19 protein-coding genes are annotated in these 19,330 nt (G+C 67.5%); 12 read left to right on the top strand and 7 right to left on the bottom strand.

Going from position 1 to position 19,330, the window contains the following annotated elements:
- Positions 1–34 precede the first annotated feature (34 nt).
- The gene (locus ACNO8X_RS02555; protein WP_418004026.1) at positions 35–1,009 is read left to right on the top strand and encodes a pirin family protein; all 975 of its coding nucleotides are present in this window, start codon (positions 35–37) and stop codon (positions 1,007–1,009) included.
- Here ACNO8X_RS02555 and ACNO8X_RS02550 read toward each other — a convergent pair whose 3' ends face one another.
- Positions 1,010–3,184 carry an FUSC family protein gene (locus tag ACNO8X_RS02550; protein WP_418004025.1) on the bottom strand — a complete coding sequence of 725 codons (2,175 nt, stop codon included), beginning with the start codon at positions 3,182–3,184 and terminating at the stop codon, positions 1,010–1,012.
- A gap of 256 nt (positions 3,185–3,440) precedes the next feature.
- On the opposite strand from ACNO8X_RS02550, the gene ACNO8X_RS02545 reads away from it, so the two are divergent.
- The 7 genes from ACNO8X_RS02545 (at position 3,441) to ACNO8X_RS02515 (ending at position 9,492) form a co-directional block, all read left to right on the top strand.
- Entirely contained in the window at positions 3,441–4,076 is a 636-nt protein-coding gene (locus ACNO8X_RS02545) for a TetR/AcrR family transcriptional regulator (RefSeq protein WP_043391310.1), read from the top strand.
- A 27-nt stretch (positions 4,077–4,103) separates the two neighbouring features.
- Positions 4,104–5,036: a class I SAM-dependent methyltransferase gene (locus ACNO8X_RS02540; protein ID WP_418004024.1), complete on the top strand. Its 933-nt coding sequence runs from the start codon at positions 4,104–4,106 to the stop codon at positions 5,034–5,036.
- A gap of 81 nt (positions 5,037–5,117) precedes the next feature.
- Positions 5,118–6,518 (top strand): aldehyde dehydrogenase family protein, encoded by a 1,401-nt coding sequence (locus ACNO8X_RS02535; protein WP_418004023.1) that lies wholly within the window; start codon positions 5,118–5,120, stop codon positions 6,516–6,518.
- A gap of 108 nt (positions 6,519–6,626) precedes the next feature.
- Positions 6,627–7,490, top strand: a complete 864-nt coding sequence (locus tag ACNO8X_RS02530; protein ID WP_418004022.1) for an SDR family oxidoreductase — start codon at positions 6,627–6,629, stop codon at positions 7,488–7,490.
- Positions 7,491–7,493: 3 nt separating this feature from the next.
- Entirely contained in the window at positions 7,494–8,465 is a 972-nt protein-coding gene (locus ACNO8X_RS02525) for an NADPH:quinone oxidoreductase family protein (protein WP_418004021.1), read from the top strand.
- Between the two features lie 2 nt (positions 8,466–8,467).
- On the top strand, positions 8,468–8,953 hold the full coding sequence (locus ACNO8X_RS02520; protein ID WP_418004020.1) for a DUF456 domain-containing protein: 486 nt from the start codon (positions 8,468–8,470) through the stop codon (positions 8,951–8,953).
- Complete coding sequence (locus ACNO8X_RS02515) at positions 8,950–9,492, top strand: YceI family protein (RefSeq protein ID WP_418004019.1); 543 nt, start codon at positions 8,950–8,952, stop codon at positions 9,490–9,492. Before ACNO8X_RS02520 ends, ACNO8X_RS02515 begins: the two co-directional genes overlap by 4 nt.
- Before the next feature lie 8 nt (positions 9,493–9,500).
- Here the strand turns inward: ACNO8X_RS02515 and ACNO8X_RS02510 are convergent, their stop codons facing one another.
- The 3 genes from ACNO8X_RS02510 to ACNO8X_RS02500 all read right to left on the bottom strand — a co-directional run bounded on the left by ACNO8X_RS02510 (position 9,501) and on the right by ACNO8X_RS02500 (position 11,894).
- Positions 9,501–10,310, bottom strand: coding sequence for a tyrosine-protein phosphatase (locus tag ACNO8X_RS02510; RefSeq protein WP_418004018.1), 810 nt, complete (start codon positions 10,308–10,310; stop codon positions 9,501–9,503).
- Positions 10,310–11,527 (bottom strand): acyl-CoA dehydrogenase family protein, encoded by a 1,218-nt coding sequence (locus tag ACNO8X_RS02505; protein ID WP_418005745.1) that lies wholly within the window; start codon positions 11,525–11,527, stop codon positions 10,310–10,312. Before ACNO8X_RS02505 ends, ACNO8X_RS02510 begins: the two co-directional genes overlap by 1 nt.
- 136 nt (positions 11,528–11,663) lie before the next feature.
- Positions 11,664–11,894 carry a hypothetical protein gene (locus ACNO8X_RS02500; protein ID WP_418004017.1) on the bottom strand — a complete coding sequence of 77 codons (231 nt, stop codon included), beginning with the start codon at positions 11,892–11,894 and terminating at the stop codon, positions 11,664–11,666.
- Positions 11,895–12,101: 207 nt separating this feature from the next.
- On the opposite strand from ACNO8X_RS02500, the gene ACNO8X_RS02495 reads away from it, so the two are divergent.
- From ACNO8X_RS02495 to ACNO8X_RS02485, 3 genes are all read left to right on the top strand, one after another.
- Positions 12,102–12,743, top strand: coding sequence for a response regulator (locus ACNO8X_RS02495; protein WP_418004016.1), 642 nt, complete (start codon positions 12,102–12,104; stop codon positions 12,741–12,743).
- Position 12,744: 1 nt separating this feature from the next.
- Positions 12,745–13,938, top strand: a complete 1,194-nt coding sequence (locus ACNO8X_RS02490; RefSeq protein ID WP_418004015.1) for a sensor histidine kinase — start codon at positions 12,745–12,747, stop codon at positions 13,936–13,938.
- Between the two features lie 93 nt (positions 13,939–14,031).
- Complete coding sequence (locus ACNO8X_RS02485) at positions 14,032–14,928, top strand: alpha/beta fold hydrolase (protein WP_418004014.1); 897 nt, start codon at positions 14,032–14,034, stop codon at positions 14,926–14,928.
- Positions 14,929–15,109: 181 nt separating this feature from the next.
- On the opposite strand, the gene pntB is transcribed toward ACNO8X_RS02485, so the two are convergent.
- From pntB to ACNO8X_RS02470, 3 genes are all read right to left on the bottom strand, one after another.
- On the bottom strand, positions 15,110–16,540 hold the full coding sequence (gene pntB, locus ACNO8X_RS02480) for a Re/Si-specific NAD(P)(+) transhydrogenase subunit beta (RefSeq protein ID WP_418004013.1): 1,431 nt from the start codon (positions 16,538–16,540) through the stop codon (positions 15,110–15,112).
- Positions 16,541–16,575: 35 nt separating this feature from the next.
- Positions 16,576–18,102 carry a Re/Si-specific NAD(P)(+) transhydrogenase subunit alpha gene (locus ACNO8X_RS02475; protein WP_418004012.1) on the bottom strand — a complete coding sequence of 509 codons (1,527 nt, stop codon included), beginning with the start codon at positions 18,100–18,102 and terminating at the stop codon, positions 16,576–16,578.
- Positions 18,103–18,354: 252 nt separating this feature from the next.
- Positions 18,355–18,468, bottom strand: a complete 114-nt coding sequence (locus ACNO8X_RS02470) for a hypothetical protein (protein ID WP_418005744.1) — start codon at positions 18,466–18,468, stop codon at positions 18,355–18,357.
- 152 nt (positions 18,469–18,620) lie between these two features.
- Here ACNO8X_RS02470 and ACNO8X_RS02465 point away from each other — a divergent pair, with 152 nt between their 5' ends.
- Positions 18,621–19,304, top strand: coding sequence for a TetR/AcrR family transcriptional regulator (locus tag ACNO8X_RS02465; RefSeq protein WP_418004011.1), 684 nt, complete (start codon positions 18,621–18,623; stop codon positions 19,302–19,304).
- The last annotated feature ends 26 nt before the right edge of the window (positions 19,305–19,330 follow it).

Here is a 19,330-nt window from a genome sequence, read left to right as displayed (position 1 = left end):
GAATTAATCGGACTACGGTCCGGTTATAGATGGCATGCCTGCTATCACTGCTGACACGATCAGCTTGCCGCGTATTGCTCCTGCTGCGCCGAGCGATACAGAACGCCCGGTGCGGTCCATCACCACCGGCCCCCGGGGCTACGAGGGCGAGGGTTTCCCTGTGGTCCGCGCCTTCGCCGGGGTGAGTCCCGCCGACCTCGATCCGTTCGTCCATATGGACCAGATGGGCGAGGTCGAGTACGAGCCCGGCGAACCGACGGGTACCGACTGGCACCCGCACCGCGGCTTCGAGACCGTGACCTACATGATCGACGGCCGCTTCGCGCACCAGGATTCACACGGTGGCGGCGGCCTGATCACCGACGGCGCCACCCAGTGGATGACCGCCGGATCGGGCATCCTGCACATCGAGACGCCGCCGGCCGAACTCGTCGAGAGCGGTGGCCTGTTCCACGGCCTGCAGCTGTGGGTGAACCTGCCCAAGAAGGACAAGTTCGCCGCCCCCAGGTACCAGGCCATCGAGGGCACCGACGTGACCCTGTTGTCCTCTGACGACGGCGGCGCGCTCGTGCGCGTCATCGCCGGCGAGATCGGCGACGCCACGGGGCCGGGCGGTACCCACACGCCAATCACCATGGCGCACGCCACAATTGCGCCCGGAGCTCGACTCGACGTGCCGTGGAACCGCAAGTTCAACGCGCTCGTCTACATCCTCTCCGGCCGCGGCACCGTCGGACCCGTCGGGCACCCCATCCACCAGGGCCAGTTGGCCGTGCTGGGGCCGGGGGACCGCATCACCGTGGCTGCCGACGCGGGCCAGGACTCCAACCGGCCCGCGCTCGAGGTGCTGTTGCTCGGGGGCCAGCCGATCCGGGAACCGGTCTTCCACTATGGCCCGTTCGTGATGAACTCCAAGTCGGAGCTCATCGAAGCGTTCGAGGACTTCCAGTCCGGCAAGTTCGGCCAGATTCCGCCGAATGCGTTGAAGCCGCACCGGCCCGGCCGCTGATCAAGCGGGCGCGGGGTCGGGGTAGAGCAGCTCCAACTCACCGAGGCTGGCCGCGACGGTCACCAGAGGCAGTGCGGCCTCGACCGACAAGCTTCCGCCTCCGGATTCGGCGCGCAGAGCGAGCACGAAGTCGTCACTGATCGGGCTGCGCTCCGCGGCGCCGGGATCTTCGGTGCCCGAGATTCGGGCGCAGATCGACGCGGTGTGCTCTTCGAGTACGGCACGGGCGGCCGGGTACGGGGCCAGAGGCGGCGGCACGACGTCAGCGATGAGGTCGGCCGCCGCCCGCAACCGGACCGTCTGATTGGCGGCCCGGACCACCGGCGCCCGCAACTCCGTGGCCCCACTGCTCTCCGAAAGAAAGTGGCGCACAGCATCATCCACAGTTCGGGAGGCGGTCAGGGCGTCATGGCTCAGTGCGTGCACCCGGTCGGTGGCTGCCTCGGATGCGCCGCGGGTCACGCGCCGCACGGCGGCGGTCAGGTACCGCGTGCCGGCGGTGCGCGCCGAGTCCAGCGTGCGCTGCACCACCGCCGCTGAACCTCGTGGCCACAGCAGCAGCGACACCACGACGCCCACCGCGGCGCCGACCAGGACATTCTCGAGCCTGATCAGCCCGACCCGCCAGCCCGCCGGACTGAGCAGGTTGTAGATCGTGAGCACCAACATCGTGAACATCGCCTGGCCCGCGACGAACGAAAACACGTCGGGCACATAGGCGGAACCGAACGCCACGATCGGCAGGAGCAACCACAGCAGGACGGGATTCGCCCCGATCAGGTGGATCACCACGGTGCCGAGCAGGAACCCGATCGCGGTGCCGCCGACCGCACGCACGACGCGCGTCCCGGTGGTCAGCGCACTGCTGCGCAGCACGGACAGCGACGCCATGGCGATCCAGAATCCGTGCTGCAGGGGAAACAGATGAACGACGGCCACCGCCACGGCCAACCCGATGCCGGTGCGCAGGCTGTTCTGCACCACCACGGCCCGGGTCGCGACGAACCCCGACGGGATGGCGGACACCGCCTGGGATTCGGACAACACCCGGTCGAAGTTCCCGGATACCGGCAATCGCCGACCCAGGACGCGGGCCCACACCGGGCGGGCGTCGGCGTCGGCCGCCAACCCGATGACCCGGCCGGTGGCCCCCACACATGCGGAGAAGGTCCGTAGCCGCAACAGTTTTCGGCCGGCCGCGACAGCCAGGAGGTCGTCGGGCTCGCCCCGGATCAATTCGATGTCCTCGCGGTAGCGCCCGCGGGTCGCGGCGCGATGCGCGGTCAGCGCCTCGGCCAGATCGGCGCGGTAGCGATCGCGGCCCTCGGCCCGCGGCGTGCTCAGCACCCGGGCGCAGTCGTTCAGTACCCGAATGGCCGGCCCACGGGTTTCCGCCAGCAGCGAGCCGGTGGCGTCGGTGGCACGGTCGCACAGCCAGCGCAGATCGTCGACCACCCGCACCAGGGCGCGACTGCCGGCGGTCAAACCGACCGGGCGGAAATCGGCGCCGAGGAAGTTGTCACCCAGCACCTCCATCGCATCGGAGAGCTCCTGAGCCGTTGCCGACCCCTCCAGCCGGGCCGCCAGCAGCCGGCACACCTGCGCCGCGTGCTTGCGCAGGTCGTCGTGATGCGTGGGCGGCAGCAAGAACAGGGCGGCGGGGACGGCAATGGTCCAGGCCACCGCCCAGCCGAGCAGTCGATCGGGGACCGGGCCTGCCGGCGTGCACACGGGTAGCACGAACGTCATCAAAGTGGAGCGCTGGCCGGCGGCGATGATCTCGCTGAGGACACCGGAGAACGTCACCAGCACCCCGACGGCGAACATCGTCGGCACCGCCACCCACGGATGCGGGGACAGCAGCGTGCCCAGGGTGATCAGGACCGCACCGTTGAAGCCGAGGCCGGCATAGGCCAGCGCCCGCGCCGGCCGGTTGCCGGGAAAATCCACCACCACCAACAGCGCGACCGCGCCGAAGATGGCGAACATCGTCGTCTGCGAACCGCTGCCCACGGCGGTACCGACCGCCAGTCCGACGACCGCGACGACCGGCAGCACCAATCCCGCACGGGTCGCCCGGCGCAGGGCGTCATGTTCGGGATCACCGTCGTGCGGCCGCGCACGGAACTGCTGCCAGCGCACCGCCAGAGACTCTCGCGACACCACGCCCGCCATGGCGCCCAACATTAATTTGGCTGACGTCGTCGTGCGCCGGCAACGACACGCCACCGGGCCGGCTTTCTCCCGGCCGCCGCCGGTGCGGGGTCGTTCCTGGCCGGGCTACCGATCGGGACCGGCCGGTGGCCGCGAACCTTGCGCTGTGCGGCAATCGGTCATTGACATAACTGCAAGTTTGCTGGAAGAAGCAATTTCGGCGGCTGTGCTTCGCATACGAGCAGGGACGGGCCGAGATCTGTGGCACAATTTGACGATGCCGTACATCGCCACCCGAGGCCCGGGTCGCCCTCCCGCGGCGAAGGCGGCCGAAACCCGTGAGCGCATCCTGCGCGCTGCCCGCGAGGTTTTCAGTGAACTCGGTTACGACGCAGCAACATTCCAAGCCATCGCCATCCGCGCGGATCTGACGCGCCCAGCGATCAATCATTACTTCGCGAACAAGCGGGTGCTGTACGGCGAGGTCCTCGATCAGACCAACGCCTTGGTGGTCGCTGCGGGCCGTCGCCGGGCCGAGGAGGAGACCACCTTCATCAGGCGCTTGTCGTCCTTCTTCGTCGCCGCCATCCAGGGTGACTCCGAGGACCGATCCGCCGCGGCGTTTCTGGTGACCTCGATTCTCGAGGCTCAGCGACATCCCGAATTGCGCCAGGAGGAGCACGACGCGCTCGTGGCCTCCCGTGACTTCGTGACCTGGGCTGTCACCGACGCCATCGAGCGCGGTGAGCTGGCCGTCGACACCGAGGTGCCCACCGTGGTGGAGATGCTGATCGCCGTCATGTGGGGGATGGGCTTCTACGCCGGATATGTCGGCAGCCACCAGGAGCTGACCGCCGTCATCGAGCGGCTCGAACTATTGCTCGCCAACAAGTTGTGGCGCGTAACCGAATAAGCCCGCGTCAGCTGGTACATCTAGTACATGGGCAGCGAACGCTCCGACGACGACACCTGGGACATCGCTAGCAGCGTCGGCGCGACGGCGGTGATGGTTGCCGCGGCGCGGGCCGGGGAATCCGAACGTGACGACGCGTTGATCCGCGATCCGTTCGCCAAGATCCTGGTCGCCGGCGCCGGTACCGGCGTGTGGGAGACGATCCTGGACGCCGACTTCAACAACCGGATGGCAGGCGCCGATCCTGAGGTCGCCGCGGTGCTCGAGCACATGGGCAACTACCAGGCGGTGCGCACGCATTTCTTCGACGCGTACTTCGCCGACGCCACCGCGGCCGGGATCCGGCAGGTGGTGATCCTGGCGTCCGGGCTGGATTCGCGGGCCTACCGATTGGACTGGCCGGCCGGCACGACGGTCTTCGAGATCGACCAGCCGAAGGTGCTGGAGTACAAGGACCAGACCTTGAAGGCGCACGGTGCGACGCCGGTCGCGGTATTGCGCCAGCTGCCGATCGACCTGCGCAACGACTGGCCGAAAGCGTTGCGGGACACGGGATTTAACGATTCGGTACCGACCGCCTGGCTGGCCGAAGGGCTGCTGATGTACCTGCCGGCCGACGCGCAGGACCGCCTCTTCGACAACATCACCGCGCTGAGTGCACCGGGTAGCCGCATCTCGGTCGAGACGGTCGGTGAGCACGCCGCCGAACGCCGGCAGCGGATGCGCGATCGGTTCGACAAGCTCGCCGGGCAGTTCGGCATGGGACAGGTCATGAACGTGCAGGACCTGATGTACGAAGACCCCGATCGCGCCGACGTGGCCCAATGGCTCGACTCGCACGGCTGGTCGTCCAGGTCGGTCACCTCCCAGGACGAGATGCGCCGGCTGAATCGCTGGGTGCAGGTTGATGCCACCGATGACAAGGCGTTTTCTACGTTCGTGACCGCACTCAAGCGCTGATCCGGAGCGGCTGGCCCTTCTAACCAACCGGCCGGTTGGCTAGGATTCGAATGTTGCCTGGCTCACGTAAGGACGTTCGTCATGACCCTTGATTCAGCTGTATCCGTCGGCCCAACAGCTGCTGATATCCCGGCGGTTGTCGCCGGCCTACGCAAGACCTACGCCACCGGGCGCACCCGTGACCTGCAGTGGCGCAAGAAGCAATTGCTCGCGCTGGCCCAGGCGATGGAAGAGAACGAGACCGCCATCGCCAAGGCGCTCGAGGCCGATCTCGGCCGCAAGCCCTTCGAGGCCTGGCTCGCGGACAGCGTCGGCACCATCGCCGAGGCCAAGGACGCGGCCAAGAACTTGCACAAGTGGGCGAAACGTCGCTACCGCCTGTTGGAGCGCTCGCAACTGCCCGGCCGCGGCTGGGTCGAGTACGAGCCCTACGGCACCGTCCTGATCATCGGCGCCTGGAACTTCCCGTTCTATCTCACCCTCGGTCCGCTGGTCGGCGCGCTCGCCGCGGGAAACACCGTGGTGCTCAAGCCATCTGAGATCGCCCCAGCCTCGTCGCGACTGATGGTCGAGCTGGTCGAGAAGTACCTGGACACCTCGGCCATCGCTGTGGTGGAGGGCGACGGAATGGTGAGCCAGGAACTCATCGCGCAGGGCTTCGACCGCATCATGTTCACCGGCGGCACCGAGATCGGCAAGAAGATCATGGCCGCGGCGGCGCAGCACCTGACGCCCGTGACACTGGAACTGGGCGGCAAGAGCCCGGTGATCGTTGCCGCTGACGCCGACATCGATGTCGCCGCCAAGCGCATCGCCTTCGCCAAGGTGATCAACTCGGGCCAGATCTGTGTGGCGCCGGACTACGTGGTGGCTGAGAAGTCCATCCGCGACGAGCTGGTCACGAAGATCCGCGACGCCATCGTGGCCTTCACCGCCGACGACGCCGACGGCCTGCCGATCGTCAGCGAGCGCCAGTTCAACCGACTCAGCAGCTACCTGGGCACCGGCGGGGACGTCGTCACCGGAGGCGGCACCAACCCGGCCCGGCTCACCATGCAGCCGACCGTTGTGGTCGACCCGCCGCTGGATGCACCGGTGATGACCGAGGAGATCTTCGGCCCCATCCTGCCGGTGATCACCGTCGATTCGCTCGACCATGCCATCGCCTTCGTCAACGCCCGGCCCAAGCCTCTGGCTGCGTACCTGTTCACCAAGGCCAAGGCCGTCCGCGAGCGGTTCATCCGTGAAGTGCCGGCCGGCGGCATGCTGGTCAACCACCTGATCTTCCAGGTGTCGACGGCCCGGCTGCCGTTCGGTGGCGTCGGACCGTCCGGCATGGGCGCCTACCACGGCCGGTACGGCTTCCTGGAGTTCAGCCACGCGAAGTCGGTGATGACGAAGCCGACCCGGCCCGACCTGGGCAAGCTGATCTACCCGCCGTACACCGACAAGGCGTGGAGGATCGCGCGCAAGTTCTTCTAGGCCGGTCGACGTCAGACCGGACCCACCGATGCGGCGGCCAATCGGTCGCCGTATACACAAGGGGACGCCCACTGCGGTGTCCCGTTGACCTTCCACGAGAGGAAACCCATGCCCGGAGTGCAGGATCGCGTCATTGTCGTCACCGGTGCCGGTGGCGGCCTGGGTCGCGAATACGCGCTGACGCTGGCCCGTGAAGGCGCCTGCGTCGTGGTCAACGACCTCGGCGGCGCGCGTGACGGCACCGGTGCCGGCCACAACATGGCCGACCAGGTCGTCGAGGAGATCAAGGCCGCCGGTGGCCGCGCCGCTGCCAACTACGACAGCGTCGCCGAGGCCGAGGGCGCCGAGAACATCGTCACCACCGCGATCGAAGCCTTCGGCAAGATCGACGGCGTGGTGTCCAACGCGGGCATCCTGCGGGACGGCACCTTCCACAAGATGACCGCCGACCAGTGGGACATCGTGCTCAAGGTGCACCTGTACGGCGGGTACAACGTGATTCGTGCCGCCTGGCCGCACTTCCGCGAGAACGCCTACGGCCGCGTCGTGGTCGCCACCTCGACCAGCGGTCTGTTCGGCAACTTCGGTCAGGCCAACTACAGCGCCGCCAAGCTGGGTCTGGTCGGTCTGATCAACACCCTGGCCCAGGAAGGCGCCAAGTACAACATCAAACTCAACGCCGTCGCGCCGATCGCGGCCACCCGGATGACCGAGGACATCGTGCCGCCGGAGGTCTTTGCAAAGCTGTCGCCGGAGTACGTGGCGCCGGTGGTGGCGCAGCTGTGCAGCGAAGAGCTGCCGGAGACCGGGTCGATCTTCATCGTCGGTGGTGGCAAGGTGCAGCGCACCGCACTGTTCCAGAACGACGGTGTCACCTTTGACGACGTGCCCAGCGTCGACGAGGTCGCCGCGCGGTGGGGCGAGATCACCGACCTGTCTGCCGCCAAGGCCGCGTCGTTCGCGCTCGGCTGATAGGTGAAAGCGCTTGTCGCACAGTCGCTGACTGGTCCCTCGGGTCTTGCCTACGCCGATATCGATGATGCCGCCGACCCTTCGGGCAATGCGGTGGTCATCGATGTCGGTGCGGCCGGCGTCTGCTTCCCCGATCTGCTGCTGATCCGCGGCGAGTACCAGCTCAAGCTGCCGCCCGGGTTCACCCCGGGCATGGAGGTGGCGGGTACCGTCCGGTCGGCGCCCGAGGGATCCGGTTTCGTTGCCGGTCAACGGGTTTCGGCCTTCACGATGATGGGCGGCTATGCCGAGCGGGCGCTGGCCCTGCCGTCGTCGGTGATCCCGACGCCCGACGGACTGGATGACGCCTCGGCGGTCTGCCTGCTCGGCAACTACTACACGATGTACTTCGCGTTGGCCCGCCGCGGCGGGCTGTTGGCGGGGGAGACGGTGCTGGTGCTCGGCTCGGCCGGCGGCGTCGGGGTCGCGGCCATCCAGATCGCAAAGGCCATGGGCGCCAAGGTGATCGCGATGGTGCACCGGGTCGAGGCGATGGATTTCGTGGCCTCGCTCGGTGCCGACGTGGTGCTGCCGCTCACCGACGGCTGGCGCGACGCGGCGCTGGCGGCTACCGACGGTCGGGGAGCGGACCTGGTGGTCGACCCGGTCGGCGGCGACGCCTTCGATGACGCGATTCGGGTGCTGGCCACCGAGGGCCGGCTGCTGGTGCTGGGTTTCGCTGCCGGACAAGGTATCCCGTCGGTCAAGGTGAACCGGCTGCTGCTGCGCAACATCAGCGTGGTGGGCGTCGGTTACGGCGAGTTCATCAACCGGGTGCCCGGGTCGGCCGCCGAGATCGGCGCCGGCCTGGCGAAGCTGGTCGAGGCCGGGCTGCGACCGCCGGAGCCGATGCGCTTTCAGCTGGCCGACGGCGCCGCGGCGCTGCAGGCGTTGGCCGACGGGAAGATTCACGGCAAGGCAGTTCTGGAGCCCTAGTCGTGAATACCTTGGGAACAGTGCTGGTTGCGCTGGTCATCGCGATCGGCCTGGTCGGCATCGTGGTGCCGGTGCTACCCGGCGGATTGGTCGTATTCCTCGCGATCGCGGTGTGGGCGGTAGTCGTCCACACCGCGACGTCGTGGGTGGTGCTCGGCGTCGCGGCGGCATTGTTCTTGGCCGGCGAGGTGATCAAGTACCTCTGGCCGATGCGCCGGATGCGACGGGCCGACGTCGCCACCCGCAGCCTCGTCGTCGGCGGAATCCTCGGTGTGATCGGGTTTTTCGTGATCCCGGTGCTGGGGCTGGCTCTCGGCTTCGTGCTGGGGGTCTACCTGTCCGAGTACTCGGCGCTGCGGGACAAGGGCCGGGCCTGGACGTCTACCAAGCACGCCATCAAGGGCGTTGCATTGGCCATGGGGGTCGAGTTGACGGCCGCGCTGCTCTCGACGGTCGCCTGGGTGACGGGTTTGGTGGTGGGCAATTGACCGCTACGCAATGGAGTCTCGGCGTAGCCGACGGAGAGTTGTTGTTGCACACGGGCGTTACCGGTAGCGCGGCCCGGATGGGCCACCGCTTGACCATCGCGTTGCGCTCCTGGCGGGCGACCGTGGACTGGGACGGAGACAAACCCGCCTCAGTCGAGCTGATTGTCGACCTGAACTCACTCGACGTGCTGGCGGGCGAGGGCGGGATGACTCCACTGTCCGGCGCGGAGAAGTCGTTGGTGCGGACCAATGCACTGAAGACGTTGCAGGCCAAGCGCTTTCCGCAGGCGACATTCCGCTCGTCATCGATCGAACCCGACGCCGACTCGTGGCGGCTGACCGGAACCCTGGACCTCGGCGGACGCAGCAACGAGCAGACCGTCGACGTCGAGGCGATACGGGACGACGCCGGTTGGCGGTTGAGCGGCGCCGCGGTCGTACGCCACAGCGACCACGGCATCAAGCAATATTCGATGCTGATGGGCGCGATGAAGGTGACGGACGAGGTCAGGGTGACACTCACCGCGAGACGCGGCTAGGCGCAGCCTCAGCCCCGCAGGACGCCCCGCAACCGCGTCAACTGGTCCTCGGTAACCCCGATGGCGGCAAGGTAATTCGCCAGCGAACCGTACTCGGCATCGACAACGCCGAGAGCGGTGTCCAGGTACTCCTCGCGGACCCCGAGCACCTCTTCGGTCAGCCGTGCCTCGGCGAAGGTGACCACCTCGGCCGTCTGCCCGGCCCGGGTGCGGATGGTCTCCAGGATGCCCTCCCGCAGCTGCGGCACCGCGTCGTTGCTGCGCAGGAAGTCGGTCAGGATCGCGTCGCGCCCGACTCCGACGGCGCCCAACACCGTTGCCACCGTGAATCCGGTGCGGTCCTTGCCGGCGAAGCAGTGCGCGATCACCGGGCGGGCGTCGGCGAGCATCGAAATGACCTGGCGGACCGCAAGATGCGCGCCCGGCAGGGTGGGGAAGCGGCGGTACTCCTCGACCATGAAGCGACCGGCGGCTGCCGCGACGTCCTCGTCGTCGGGCTTCTCCGTCATCAACTTCTCGAACGCGTTCTCGTGCGGCGCCTCGGCTTCCTCGGTACCCGCGGCGGCCAGCTCGTGGAACGGCAGCAGGTGGATCGCGACGCCGTCGGGCACCTGCCCGGGGCCCCGGCGCTCGACCTCGCGCAGTGACCGCAGGTCCGCAACGTCGCTGATGCCGTAGCGCTGCAAGGCTTCACGGCCGTCGTCGTCCAGTCCGCTCAGCTCGCTGGAACGGAACAACCGGCCACCGGCGATGCCCGTCTCCTCGGCGACATCGCGGAAGTTCCAGGCGCCGGCGAGCTCCAAACCCGTCGACTTCATCAGCGACCCAACGCCGCGGCCGCCAGTGCCGACTTCTCCCGGCCGAGTTCGGCGCGGGCGATGGTGCGCATGTGCACCTCGTCCGGACCGTCGAACAACCGCATCGCCCGGTGCCATCCGTAGAGCCGGGCCAGCGGGACGTCGTCGCAGATGCCGGCGGCGCCATGCACCTGGATGGCGCGGTCGATCACATCGCACGCCACCTGCGGGGCCACCGACTTGATCTGCGACACCAGCACATGGGCAGCCTTGTTGCCCTGCTGGTCGATGGTCCAGGCCGCCTTCTCACACAACAGCCGGGCCTGGTCGATCTCGTTGCGGGAGCGGGCAATCGACTCGCGCACCACGCCCTGCTCGGCCAGCGGCTTGCCGAACGCCACCCGCGTGGACACCCGGTCGATCATCAACGCCAACGCCCGCTCAGCGGCACCGAGGGCACGCATGCAGTGGTGGATGCGGCCCGGCCCCAGGCGGGCCTGCGCGATCGCGAACCCCGAACCCTCCTCGTGCAGCAGGTTCTCCGCCGGCACCCGGACGTTGTCGAAGACGATCTCGCAGTGCCCGTGCTGGTCCTGCCAGCCGAACACCGGCAGCGACCGCTGAATATCCACGCCAGGGGTATCGACGGGCACCAGGATCATCGACTGCTGCTGGTGTGAGGCCGCATCAGGGTTGGTGCGGCCCATCACGATCAGAATCTTGCAACGCGGGTCAGCGGCGCCGGTGATCCACCACTTGCGGCCGTTGATGACATAGTCCCCGCCGTCGCGCAGCATCGTCGTCTCGATGTTGCGGGCATCGGAGGAGGCCACGGCGGGCTCGGTCATGGCGAACGCGCTGCGAATCTCCCCGGCCAGCAGGGGTTCGAGCCACTGCTTGCTCTGCTGCTCGTTCGCGAACAGGTGCAGGGTCTCCATGTTGCCGGTGTCCGGCGCCGCGCAGTTGATGGCCTCGGGTGCGATCTCCATGCTCCAGCCGGAGATCTCGGCCAGCGGGGCGTACTCCAGGTTGGTCAACCCGGACTCCGACGGCAGGAACAGGTTCCACAGGCCACGCTTGCGGGCCTCGATCTTGAGCTCCTCGACCACCGGCGGGACCGTGTGGTCTTTCGGGCCCTTCTCCTCGCGATAGGCGTGGTAGGAGGCCTCGGCCGGCAGCACCAGTTCAGTCATGAACTCGGTGAGCCTGTCCTGGTAATCCTGCGCTTTAGCCGACAACGCGAAGTCCATGACCGCCACGATATGCCACTTGTCTAACGATGTGACGAGCGGTCGCCGGCGCGATGCCCGGCCCCGCAATGACGGATTCCCTCCCCGCGACGACTTCGGGGAGGGAATCCGGGTTTGGGTCCGGTCAGCGGCCCTGCAGGGCGGCTACCCGGTAGACGCCGCGGTGCCAGATGGCGCCGGGCAGCGGCGTCCCCGCCGGCGGAGCGATGATCGACGGGGTCGCGACGATGTGCGGCGGGCGGACGTCGGGTCCGAGGGTGGTGGCGCCGGCGGCGCCGGCCAAGCCGAGTGCCGAGCCACCCAGGATGCCGGCGGCGATGATCGAGAAACCGAAGGTGCGGACGGTGGTGCTCATTTTGAATTCTCCTGTGTCAGTAGGTTTTTGGGGTCTTGCTCCGGTGTGTTCCGGTGATGACTCAAGAGTGCCGGGTTGGGGGTCCGATGTCTGTCCGGTGATCGGCTGGTCCGCCGGTGGATTCGGATGTCCCCTGATCGGGGGACACTCGGCCGCCAATCGGCGATCTTGTTACTTTTTCGCTGGTCGCCGTGCGACGCTGACGGCATGACCGACGAACGGGTTCGCGTGGTGGTGGGGGACGACCACCCGATGTTTCGCGACGGCGTCGTCCGCGCGCTGACGGCGAGTGGTGCCATCGAGGTACTGGCCGAGGCGGACGACGGGACGTCGGCGCTCGAGGCGATCCGGACCCACAAACCTCAGGTCGCTCTGCTGGACTACCGCATGCCTGGCATGGACGGCGCCGAGGTGGCCGCGGCGGTGCTGCGCGACGGCCTGCCGACCCGGGTGCTGCTGCTCTCCGCCCACGACGAGGCGGAGATCGTGTACCGCGCCCTGCAGGAAGGCGCGGCGGGCTTCCTGCCGAAAGAGTCGACGCGCAGTGAGCTCGTCAACGCGATCCTCGAATGCGCGAAGGGTCGCGACGTCGTCGCACCCAGCCTGGCCGCGGGGCTGGCCGGCGAGATTCGTCGTCGGGCCGAGCCGGACGCGCCGGCGCTCAGCCCGCGTGAACGCGAGGTACTGAAACTGATCGCCGGCGGCAGCAGTATCCCGGCCATGGCCAAGGAGCTGTACCTGGCGCCGTCGACCGTCAAGACCCACGTGCAGCGGCTCTACGAGAAGCTGGGGGTCGGGGACCGCGCGGCGGCCGTGGCAGAGGCGATGCGTCGCAAGCTGCTGGACTGACGTGAGCCCGACACTCAGCCGGATCGGCGAGTACCTGGCTGCCGAGCCGGTGCGGATTTCCGCCGGTCTGCGGCTTCCGCTGATCGCGTTGATCGGCGTCCTGGTGTGGATCTGGGAGGTCGACCACTGGCTGCCCGTGCTGTACGCCGTCATTCTGGGGCTGTACGCCATCGCCGCGGTGATCTGGCTGGTGGCGGTGCTGCGCGGGCCGGTGCCGCGATGGGCGGATTGGGCGTCCACCGGCATCGACCTGCTGGTGATCCTGGCGCTGTGCCTGGTGTCGGGTGGCGCGACCGCGGCCTTGCTGCCGGTCTTCTTCCTGCTACCGATCTCGGTGGCGTTCCAGGACCGGCCGCTGATGACCGCGGCCATCGGCACGCTGACGGCGGCCGGCTATCTGTCGGTGTGGATCTTCTACTCCAAGCACGATGACCGTATGGGCCTGCCGAACATGGTCTACACCCACTTCGGGTTCCTGGTCTGGCTGGCGGTGGCCACCACGGTGTTGTGTTTCGTGCTCGTACGGCGCCAGGAAAACGTGCAGGCCTTGCAGGAGGTGCGCCGCCAGCTGGTGTCCGAGGCCATGCAGTCCGACGAACGGCACAACCGGGAAGTCGCGGAAGGGCTGCACGACGGTCCGTTGCAGACGCTGCTGGCAGCCCGTCTGCAGCTCGACGAGGTCCGGGAACGGACCCCCGGGCCGGAACTCGATGCGGTCTACGCAGCGTTGGAAGACACTGCAGCGGCGCTGCGCTCGACGGTCACCGAGCTGCATCCGCAGGTGCTCGCGCAGCTCGGCCTGACCCCGGCGGTGCGGGAACTGTTGCGGCAGTTCGAGTCTCGTACCCACCTGGTGGTGCGTGCCGACCTCGAGGAGGTGGGCAAGCCCGATTCGCAGCAGCTGTTGTACCGGGCGGCCCGCGAGCTGCTGACCAATATCGGCAAGCATGCGCAGGCCACGACGGTGTCGGTGCGGCTGGGCCCCATCGGCGATCGGATCGTCCTGACCATTGCCGACGACGGCGCCGGGTTCGACGCGGCCGTGGTCGCCCAGTACGTGGCCGACGGCCACATCGGCCTGGGCTCGCTACTGGCCCGGTTCGACGCGATGGGTGGCTCGATGCTCGTCGACTCCGCGGCCGACGGCGGCACCCGCGTGACGGTGACGTCACCTCCCGAGCGCGAACAGACGTGAAAACCCCCTATTTGAGCCTGATTTGGGGGTTTTCACGTCTGCTCGGCGGAAAATGGTGTGCCTGCCAGCAGGTGGTGACGGTAGCGTCGCGCCATGAAGCTACGCATTCTGGTCGGTCTGGTGGTCGCGGCGGTGGTGGCGCTGGTCGTGAACATGGTGGTCGTGGAGCACACCAGCCGGGCGGCAGAACCGTTCGCCGGCGGTCACGTCCTCAAGCTCGATGGTCCCGACCTGAATGTCCGCGAGTACGGGCCGCCTGGTGACCGGGCAATCGTTCTGCTGCACGGTTATTCGGCCTCTATCGAGTGGTGGGAGAAGGTCGCACCAGCGCTGGCCGCGCATCAGCGGGTGATTGCCATCGACCTCGTCGGCCACGGTGGCTCCGAGGCGCCGACCGATGCCGCGCCGTATCACGTCGACGGCCAGGCCGAGGCCGTGCATCGGGCGCTGGAGGCGATGGGTGTCCGGCACGCCGAACTGATCGGACATTCGATGGGCGGTAAGGTGGCCGCCGAGTTCGCCACCAGATATCCGGAAATGGTTGAGCGCGTGGCGGTTTCGGATACCCCGGCCGCCGAGGATCTGGTCGCGATGCCGTTGCTCGGCAGGATGCTGTGCTGGCCGGTCATCGGGCCCGCGCTGGATCGCTTCCGCGGCGTCGACGCCATCAGTGAAAGCTCGCTGCAGACCGGGTTCGCCGCCGACTACCCGGTTCCGCCGCTGGCGTACCGCTCGTTGAAGCAGCTGAACTACGCGGGGGTGTGCGACTCCAAGGAAGCCGGCCGTCCTGTCGTGGAGACGCTGAAGGGGCTCGGGAAACCGGTGCTGGTGCTGTGGGGCGACAAGGATGTCCTGACCCCGACCGCGTCCAACGTCGCGCGCTACACCGCCGCCGGGCTGCCGCCGCACCTCATCGCAGGCTCCGGGCACAGCCCCATGGTCGAGAAGCCGGACCAATTCTTCGCCGCGATCGGCGATTTCGTCCGCTGACGGGGTTGGGGGACCGCAACCGAGTACGCGGCGCAATCACAACGTCGGGCTGAGAGCGTCGATAACCGTATATAGCCTTAACGGCGCTCTCAGCCCGACGTTGCGTTCGGCACCGACACCACAGAAACCACAAAGCCGCCAATCCCGACGGGGAGTGGCGGCTTTGTCGTGTACTGGGTTGCTACAGCGCAGCCAGGATGTCGTTGACGCGGTCGCGGGCGTCGCCGAAGAGCATCTGGGTGTTGTCGCGGAAGAACAGCGGGTTTTGCACGCCCGCATAACCCGAGGCCATGGAGCGCTTGAACACGATGACGTTCTCGGCGTTCCAGACGGTGAGCACCGGCATGCCGGCGATCGGGCTGCTCGGGTCCTCGGAGGCGGCCGGGTTGACGGTGTCGTTCGCGCCGATGACGAGCACGACGGCGGTGTCGTCGAAGTCGTCGTTGATCTCGTCCATCTCGAGCACGATGTCGTAGGGCACCTTGGCCTCGGCCAGCAGCACGTTCATGTGACCGGGCAGGCGGCCGGCGACGGGGTGGATACCGAAGCGGACGTTGACGCCCTTTTCGCGCAGCTTGCGGGTCAGGTCGGCGACGCCGTACTGGGCCTGGGCGACAGCCATGCCGTAGCCCGGCGTGATGATGACCGAGTCGGCGGAGCCCAGCAGCTCGGCGGCGCCTTCGGCGGTGATCTCGCGGTGCTCGCCGTAGTCCTTGTCCTCGGCCGGGCCGGCTTCGATGCCGAAGCCACCGGCGATGACGGAGATGAACGACCGGTTCATGGCCTTGCACATGATGTAGGACAGGTAGGCACCGGAGGAGCCGACGAGCGCGCCGGTGATGATCAGCAGGTCGTTGGACAGCAGGAAGCCCGACGCCGCGGCGGCCCAACCGGAGTAGCTGTTCAGCATCGACACCACGACGGGCATGTCGCCGCCGCCGATGGAGGCGACCAGATGCCAGCCCAGCAGCAGGGCCAGGACGGTGACGCCGACCAGCAGCCACAGGTTCGGCGAGATGCAGAACCACACGGTCAGCGCGACGAACAGCACCAGCGAGCCGACGTTGAGGAAGTTCTTGCCCGGCAGCATGAGCGGGGAGGAGCTGATCTTCGCCGACAGCTTCAGGTTGGCCACGATCGAACCGGTGAAGGTCACCGCACCGATGAACACGCCGATGAACACCTCGGCGGAGTGGATGCCGAGCATCCCTTCCTTGGCGAGCTCGAGGGCGCCCTGGCTGTTCGGGTCGAACTCGGCGTGCAGGTAGCCGCTCCAGCCGACGAGCACGGCAGCCAGACCCACAAAGCTGTGCAGCAGCGCGATCAGCTCTGGCATGCCGGTCATCTCGACGACGCGGGCGCGCCACAGACCGATGGCCGCACCGACGGCCATGGCGCCGACCAGCAGCGCCAGGCCCAGCGGCTCGATCTTGTTGTTGATGGCCAGGACGATGGTGGCGATCAGTGCCACCCCCATGCCGGCCATACCGAAGGCGTTACCGGCCTTGGAGGTCTCGTGCTTGGAGAGCCCGGCCAGAGCGAGGATGAACAACAGGGCAGCGACGACGTAGGCCGCGTTCGCCACGTTGGTGATGGTTTCTGCGTTGAACATGAATCCGTTCCAAAGGTCTCTGAGGTTCGCAGGCTCTAGCTGCGGGAGAACATGGCCAGCATGCGGCGGGTCACCGCGAAGCCACCGAAGACGTTGATGCTGGCGAGCAGAATCGCGACGCCGGCGAGGGCGGTGATCGGGGTGTTGTGATGCCCGATCTGCAGCAGCGCGCCGACCACGATGATTCCGGAGATCGCGTTGGTCACCGACATCAGCGGGGTGTGCAGGGCGTGGTGCACGTGCCCGATCACGTAGTAGCCGATCACGATCGCCAGCGCGAACACCGTCAGGTGGACCTGCAGGGCGGCCGGCGACGCGGCGATCAGGGCGAAGAGCACGGCTGCGGCGCCGAACGTCACACCGAGGCGACGCTGCGTCGACATCGGCTCCTTGGCCTTGGACACCACCGGCGCGGCAGCGGCCGCGGCTTGGGCGGGGGCGGCGGAGACCTGCACCGGCGGCGGGGGCCAGGTGATCTCGCCGTCGCGCACGACGGTCACGCCGCGCTGCACCACGTCGTCGAAGTCCAGGACGACCTGGCCGTCCTTCTCCGGGGTGAGCAGCTTGAGCAGATTGACCAGGTTGGTGCCGTACAGCTGCGAGGCCTGCGCAGGCAGGCGGCCGGCCAGGTCGGTGTAGCCGATGATCGTCACCCCGTTGTCGGTGACGATGGACTGGTCCTTGACGGTGCCTTCGACGTTGCCGCCGTTGGCTGCGGCCATGTCGACGATCACGCTGCCGGACTTCATCGAGGCGACCATGTCCGCGGTGATGATCCGCGGCGCGGGACGGCCCGGGATCAGCGCGGTGGTGATGATGATGTCGACATCTTGGGCGAGTTGGGCGTAGAGCTCGGCTTCGCGGGCCTTGTAGTCGTCGCCCATTTCTTTGGCGTAGCCGGTGGCGGAGACTTCGCCGGCGTTGGGGTCGACCGAGACGTATTCACCGCCGAGGGAGGCGACCTGGTCGGCCACCTCGGGACGCGGGTCGGTCGCTCTCACGACCGCACCGAGCGAACCGGCGGCGCCGATCGCGGCCAGACCGGCGACTCCGGCGCCGACGACGAGGACCTTGGCCGGCGGGACCTTGCCGGCGGCGGTGACCTGGCCCGTGAAGAACCGGCCGAATGCGTGGGCGGCTTCGACGACGGCGCGGTAGCCGGCGATGTTGGCCATCGACGACAGCACGTCGAGGGACTGGGCACGCGAGATACGTGGCACCGCGTCCATGGCCAGGACGGTGATCGGGCGCGTTGCGAGCTTCTCGACCAGTTCGGGCTTCAAACCGGGGGAGATCAGCGACACGAGGGTGGCGCCGTCCTTGACCGCGGCGATCTCGCCGTCGTCGGGGGCGTTGACCTTCAGCACGATGTCGGCGGCCCAGGGGGAGCCGATGTCGGCCCCGGCCTCTACATAGGCGGCGTCGGCGAAACTGGACAAGTTGCCCGCGCCGGACTCGACCACTACCGAATAGCCGAGCTTGATCAGCTGGCCGACAGTTGCAGGAGTAGCGGCAACCCGCGTCTCACCAGCCAGAGACTCGCGGGGAATCCCGATGATCATCGAATTCGATCCGATCTGTGTTGGTTTGCTTGCAAGAGTCTCCCCCATCCACGTATGGATGGTGCTCTTACCCCCCTATACGAGTTAGCAATCGCTTATAAATTAGCAGTCGCTCATAAGTCCATCAAAAGCTCACTGCCGACATTGCCTGGATATGTCTACGTCACCGACGGGGGTTCGGGTACGCAAAATTCCGGCCGGTGGGACGACGTGCGTCTGACACCGGCCGGTGGGGTGAAACTGGTTGTACGTCTACACCGGGGGGTACGCCGGGGGCGGGTATACGCCGCGGATGCCCCACGGGACCCAGTTGAAGAAGTACTCGACCTCGTCGCTCGCGTCGTAATCCGGACTCGGATCCATCAGTACCTCCAGCCGACATGCTTGTTACTGCGGAGTTTAGCTGCTGGAGTCCGCCTGCGAGTGGCAGATCGGCCGTCGAGATGCCACGGCATAGACTGGCCAACCAGTTGATTGGGTCCCGGGCCGCGCGCCCGGCTGCATAGAGTTGAGCTGATATGTCCACAGAGTCGTCGACAAAAGGGTCTGCAACAGGATCCTCCGCAGGCGTCGCGGCCGCGTCGAACGGCTCGTCGCGGCGCGAAGAGTTGCTGGCGGTGGCCGCCAAGTTGTTCGCGGCCCGCGGCTACCACGGGACACGCATGGACGACGTGGCCGACGCTGTCGGCCTCAACAAAGCGACGGTCTACCACTACTACGCCAGTAAGTCCTTGATCCTCTGGGACATCTACAAGTCGACCGCCGACTTCACCGTCGACGCCCTGCACGACGACCCGACCGCATCGGCGCGGGAGACCATCTTCAACTTCACCCGACGGCTGCTGACCGGCATCGCCACGGATCTGGAAGCCGCGGCGGTGTACTTCCAGGAGGGGCCGTACATCACCGAATGGTTCACCGAGGAACAGGTCGCCTATATCCGCAAGGCGGAGACCACGGTCTATGAGCATGTCCGCGACGTCATCGACCGCGGTATCGCCAGCGGCGAGTTCAACGACTGCGACTCGCATGTGCTCGCCCTCGGCTACATCGGCATGACGCTGGGCGCCTACCGGTGGCTGCGGCCGCACGGCCGGCGCACGGCCTCCGAGATCGCCGTGGAGTTCAGCACCGCTCTGCTGCGCGGCCTGATCCGTGACGAAACGATCCGTACCGAGGATCCCCTCGGCGGCGGCGCATAAACCCGCGATCGAGAGGTACCGAGGTC

Source organism: Mycobacterium sp. PDNC021 (assembly GCF_048282635.1).
Lineage (GTDB): Bacteria > Actinomycetota > Actinomycetes > Mycobacteriales > Mycobacteriaceae > Mycobacterium > Mycobacterium llatzerense.
Note: the sequence above shows the minus strand (reverse complement) of the source record. Positions and strands in the feature narration are given on the sequence as shown.

Bases quoted from the DNA above. Each gene is read 5' to 3' on its own strand.
- ACNO8X_RS02475 (WP_418004012.1), bottom strand. From the start codon at position 18,102: ATGATCATCGGGATTCCCCGCGAGTCTCTGGCTGGTGAGACGCGGGTT.
- ACNO8X_RS02500 (WP_418004017.1), bottom strand. From the start codon at position 11,894: ATGAGCACCACCGTCCGCACCTTCGGTTTCTCGATCATCGCCGCCGGC.
- ACNO8X_RS02535 (WP_418004023.1), top strand. From the start codon at position 5,118: ATGACCCTTGATTCAGCTGTATCCGTCGGCCCAACAGCTGCTGATATC.
- ACNO8X_RS02540 (WP_418004024.1), top strand. From the start codon at position 4,104: ATGGGCAGCGAACGCTCCGACGACGACACCTGGGACATCGCTAGCAGC.
- pntB (WP_418004013.1), bottom strand. From the start codon at position 16,540: ATGTTCAACGCAGAAACCATCACCAACGTGGCGAACGCGGCCTACGTC.
- ACNO8X_RS02545 (WP_043391310.1), top strand. From the start codon at position 3,441: ATGCCGTACATCGCCACCCGAGGCCCGGGTCGCCCTCCCGCGGCGAAG.
- ACNO8X_RS02510 (WP_418004018.1), bottom strand. From the start codon at position 10,310: ATGAAGTCGACGGGTTTGGAGCTCGCCGGCGCCTGGAACTTCCGCGAT.
- ACNO8X_RS02555 (WP_418004026.1), top strand. From the start codon at position 35: ATGCCTGCTATCACTGCTGACACGATCAGCTTGCCGCGTATTGCTCCT.
- ACNO8X_RS02485 (WP_418004014.1), top strand. From the start codon at position 14,032: ATGAAGCTACGCATTCTGGTCGGTCTGGTGGTCGCGGCGGTGGTGGCG.
- ACNO8X_RS02550 (WP_418004025.1), bottom strand. From the start codon at position 3,184: ATGGCGGGCGTGGTGTCGCGAGAGTCTCTGGCGGTGCGCTGGCAGCAG.
- ACNO8X_RS02530 (WP_418004022.1), top strand. From the start codon at position 6,627: ATGCCCGGAGTGCAGGATCGCGTCATTGTCGTCACCGGTGCCGGTGGC.
- ACNO8X_RS02495 (WP_418004016.1), top strand. From the start codon at position 12,102: ATGACCGACGAACGGGTTCGCGTGGTGGTGGGGGACGACCACCCGATG.
- ACNO8X_RS02465 (WP_418004011.1), top strand. From the start codon at position 18,621: ATGTCCACAGAGTCGTCGACAAAAGGGTCTGCAACAGGATCCTCCGCA.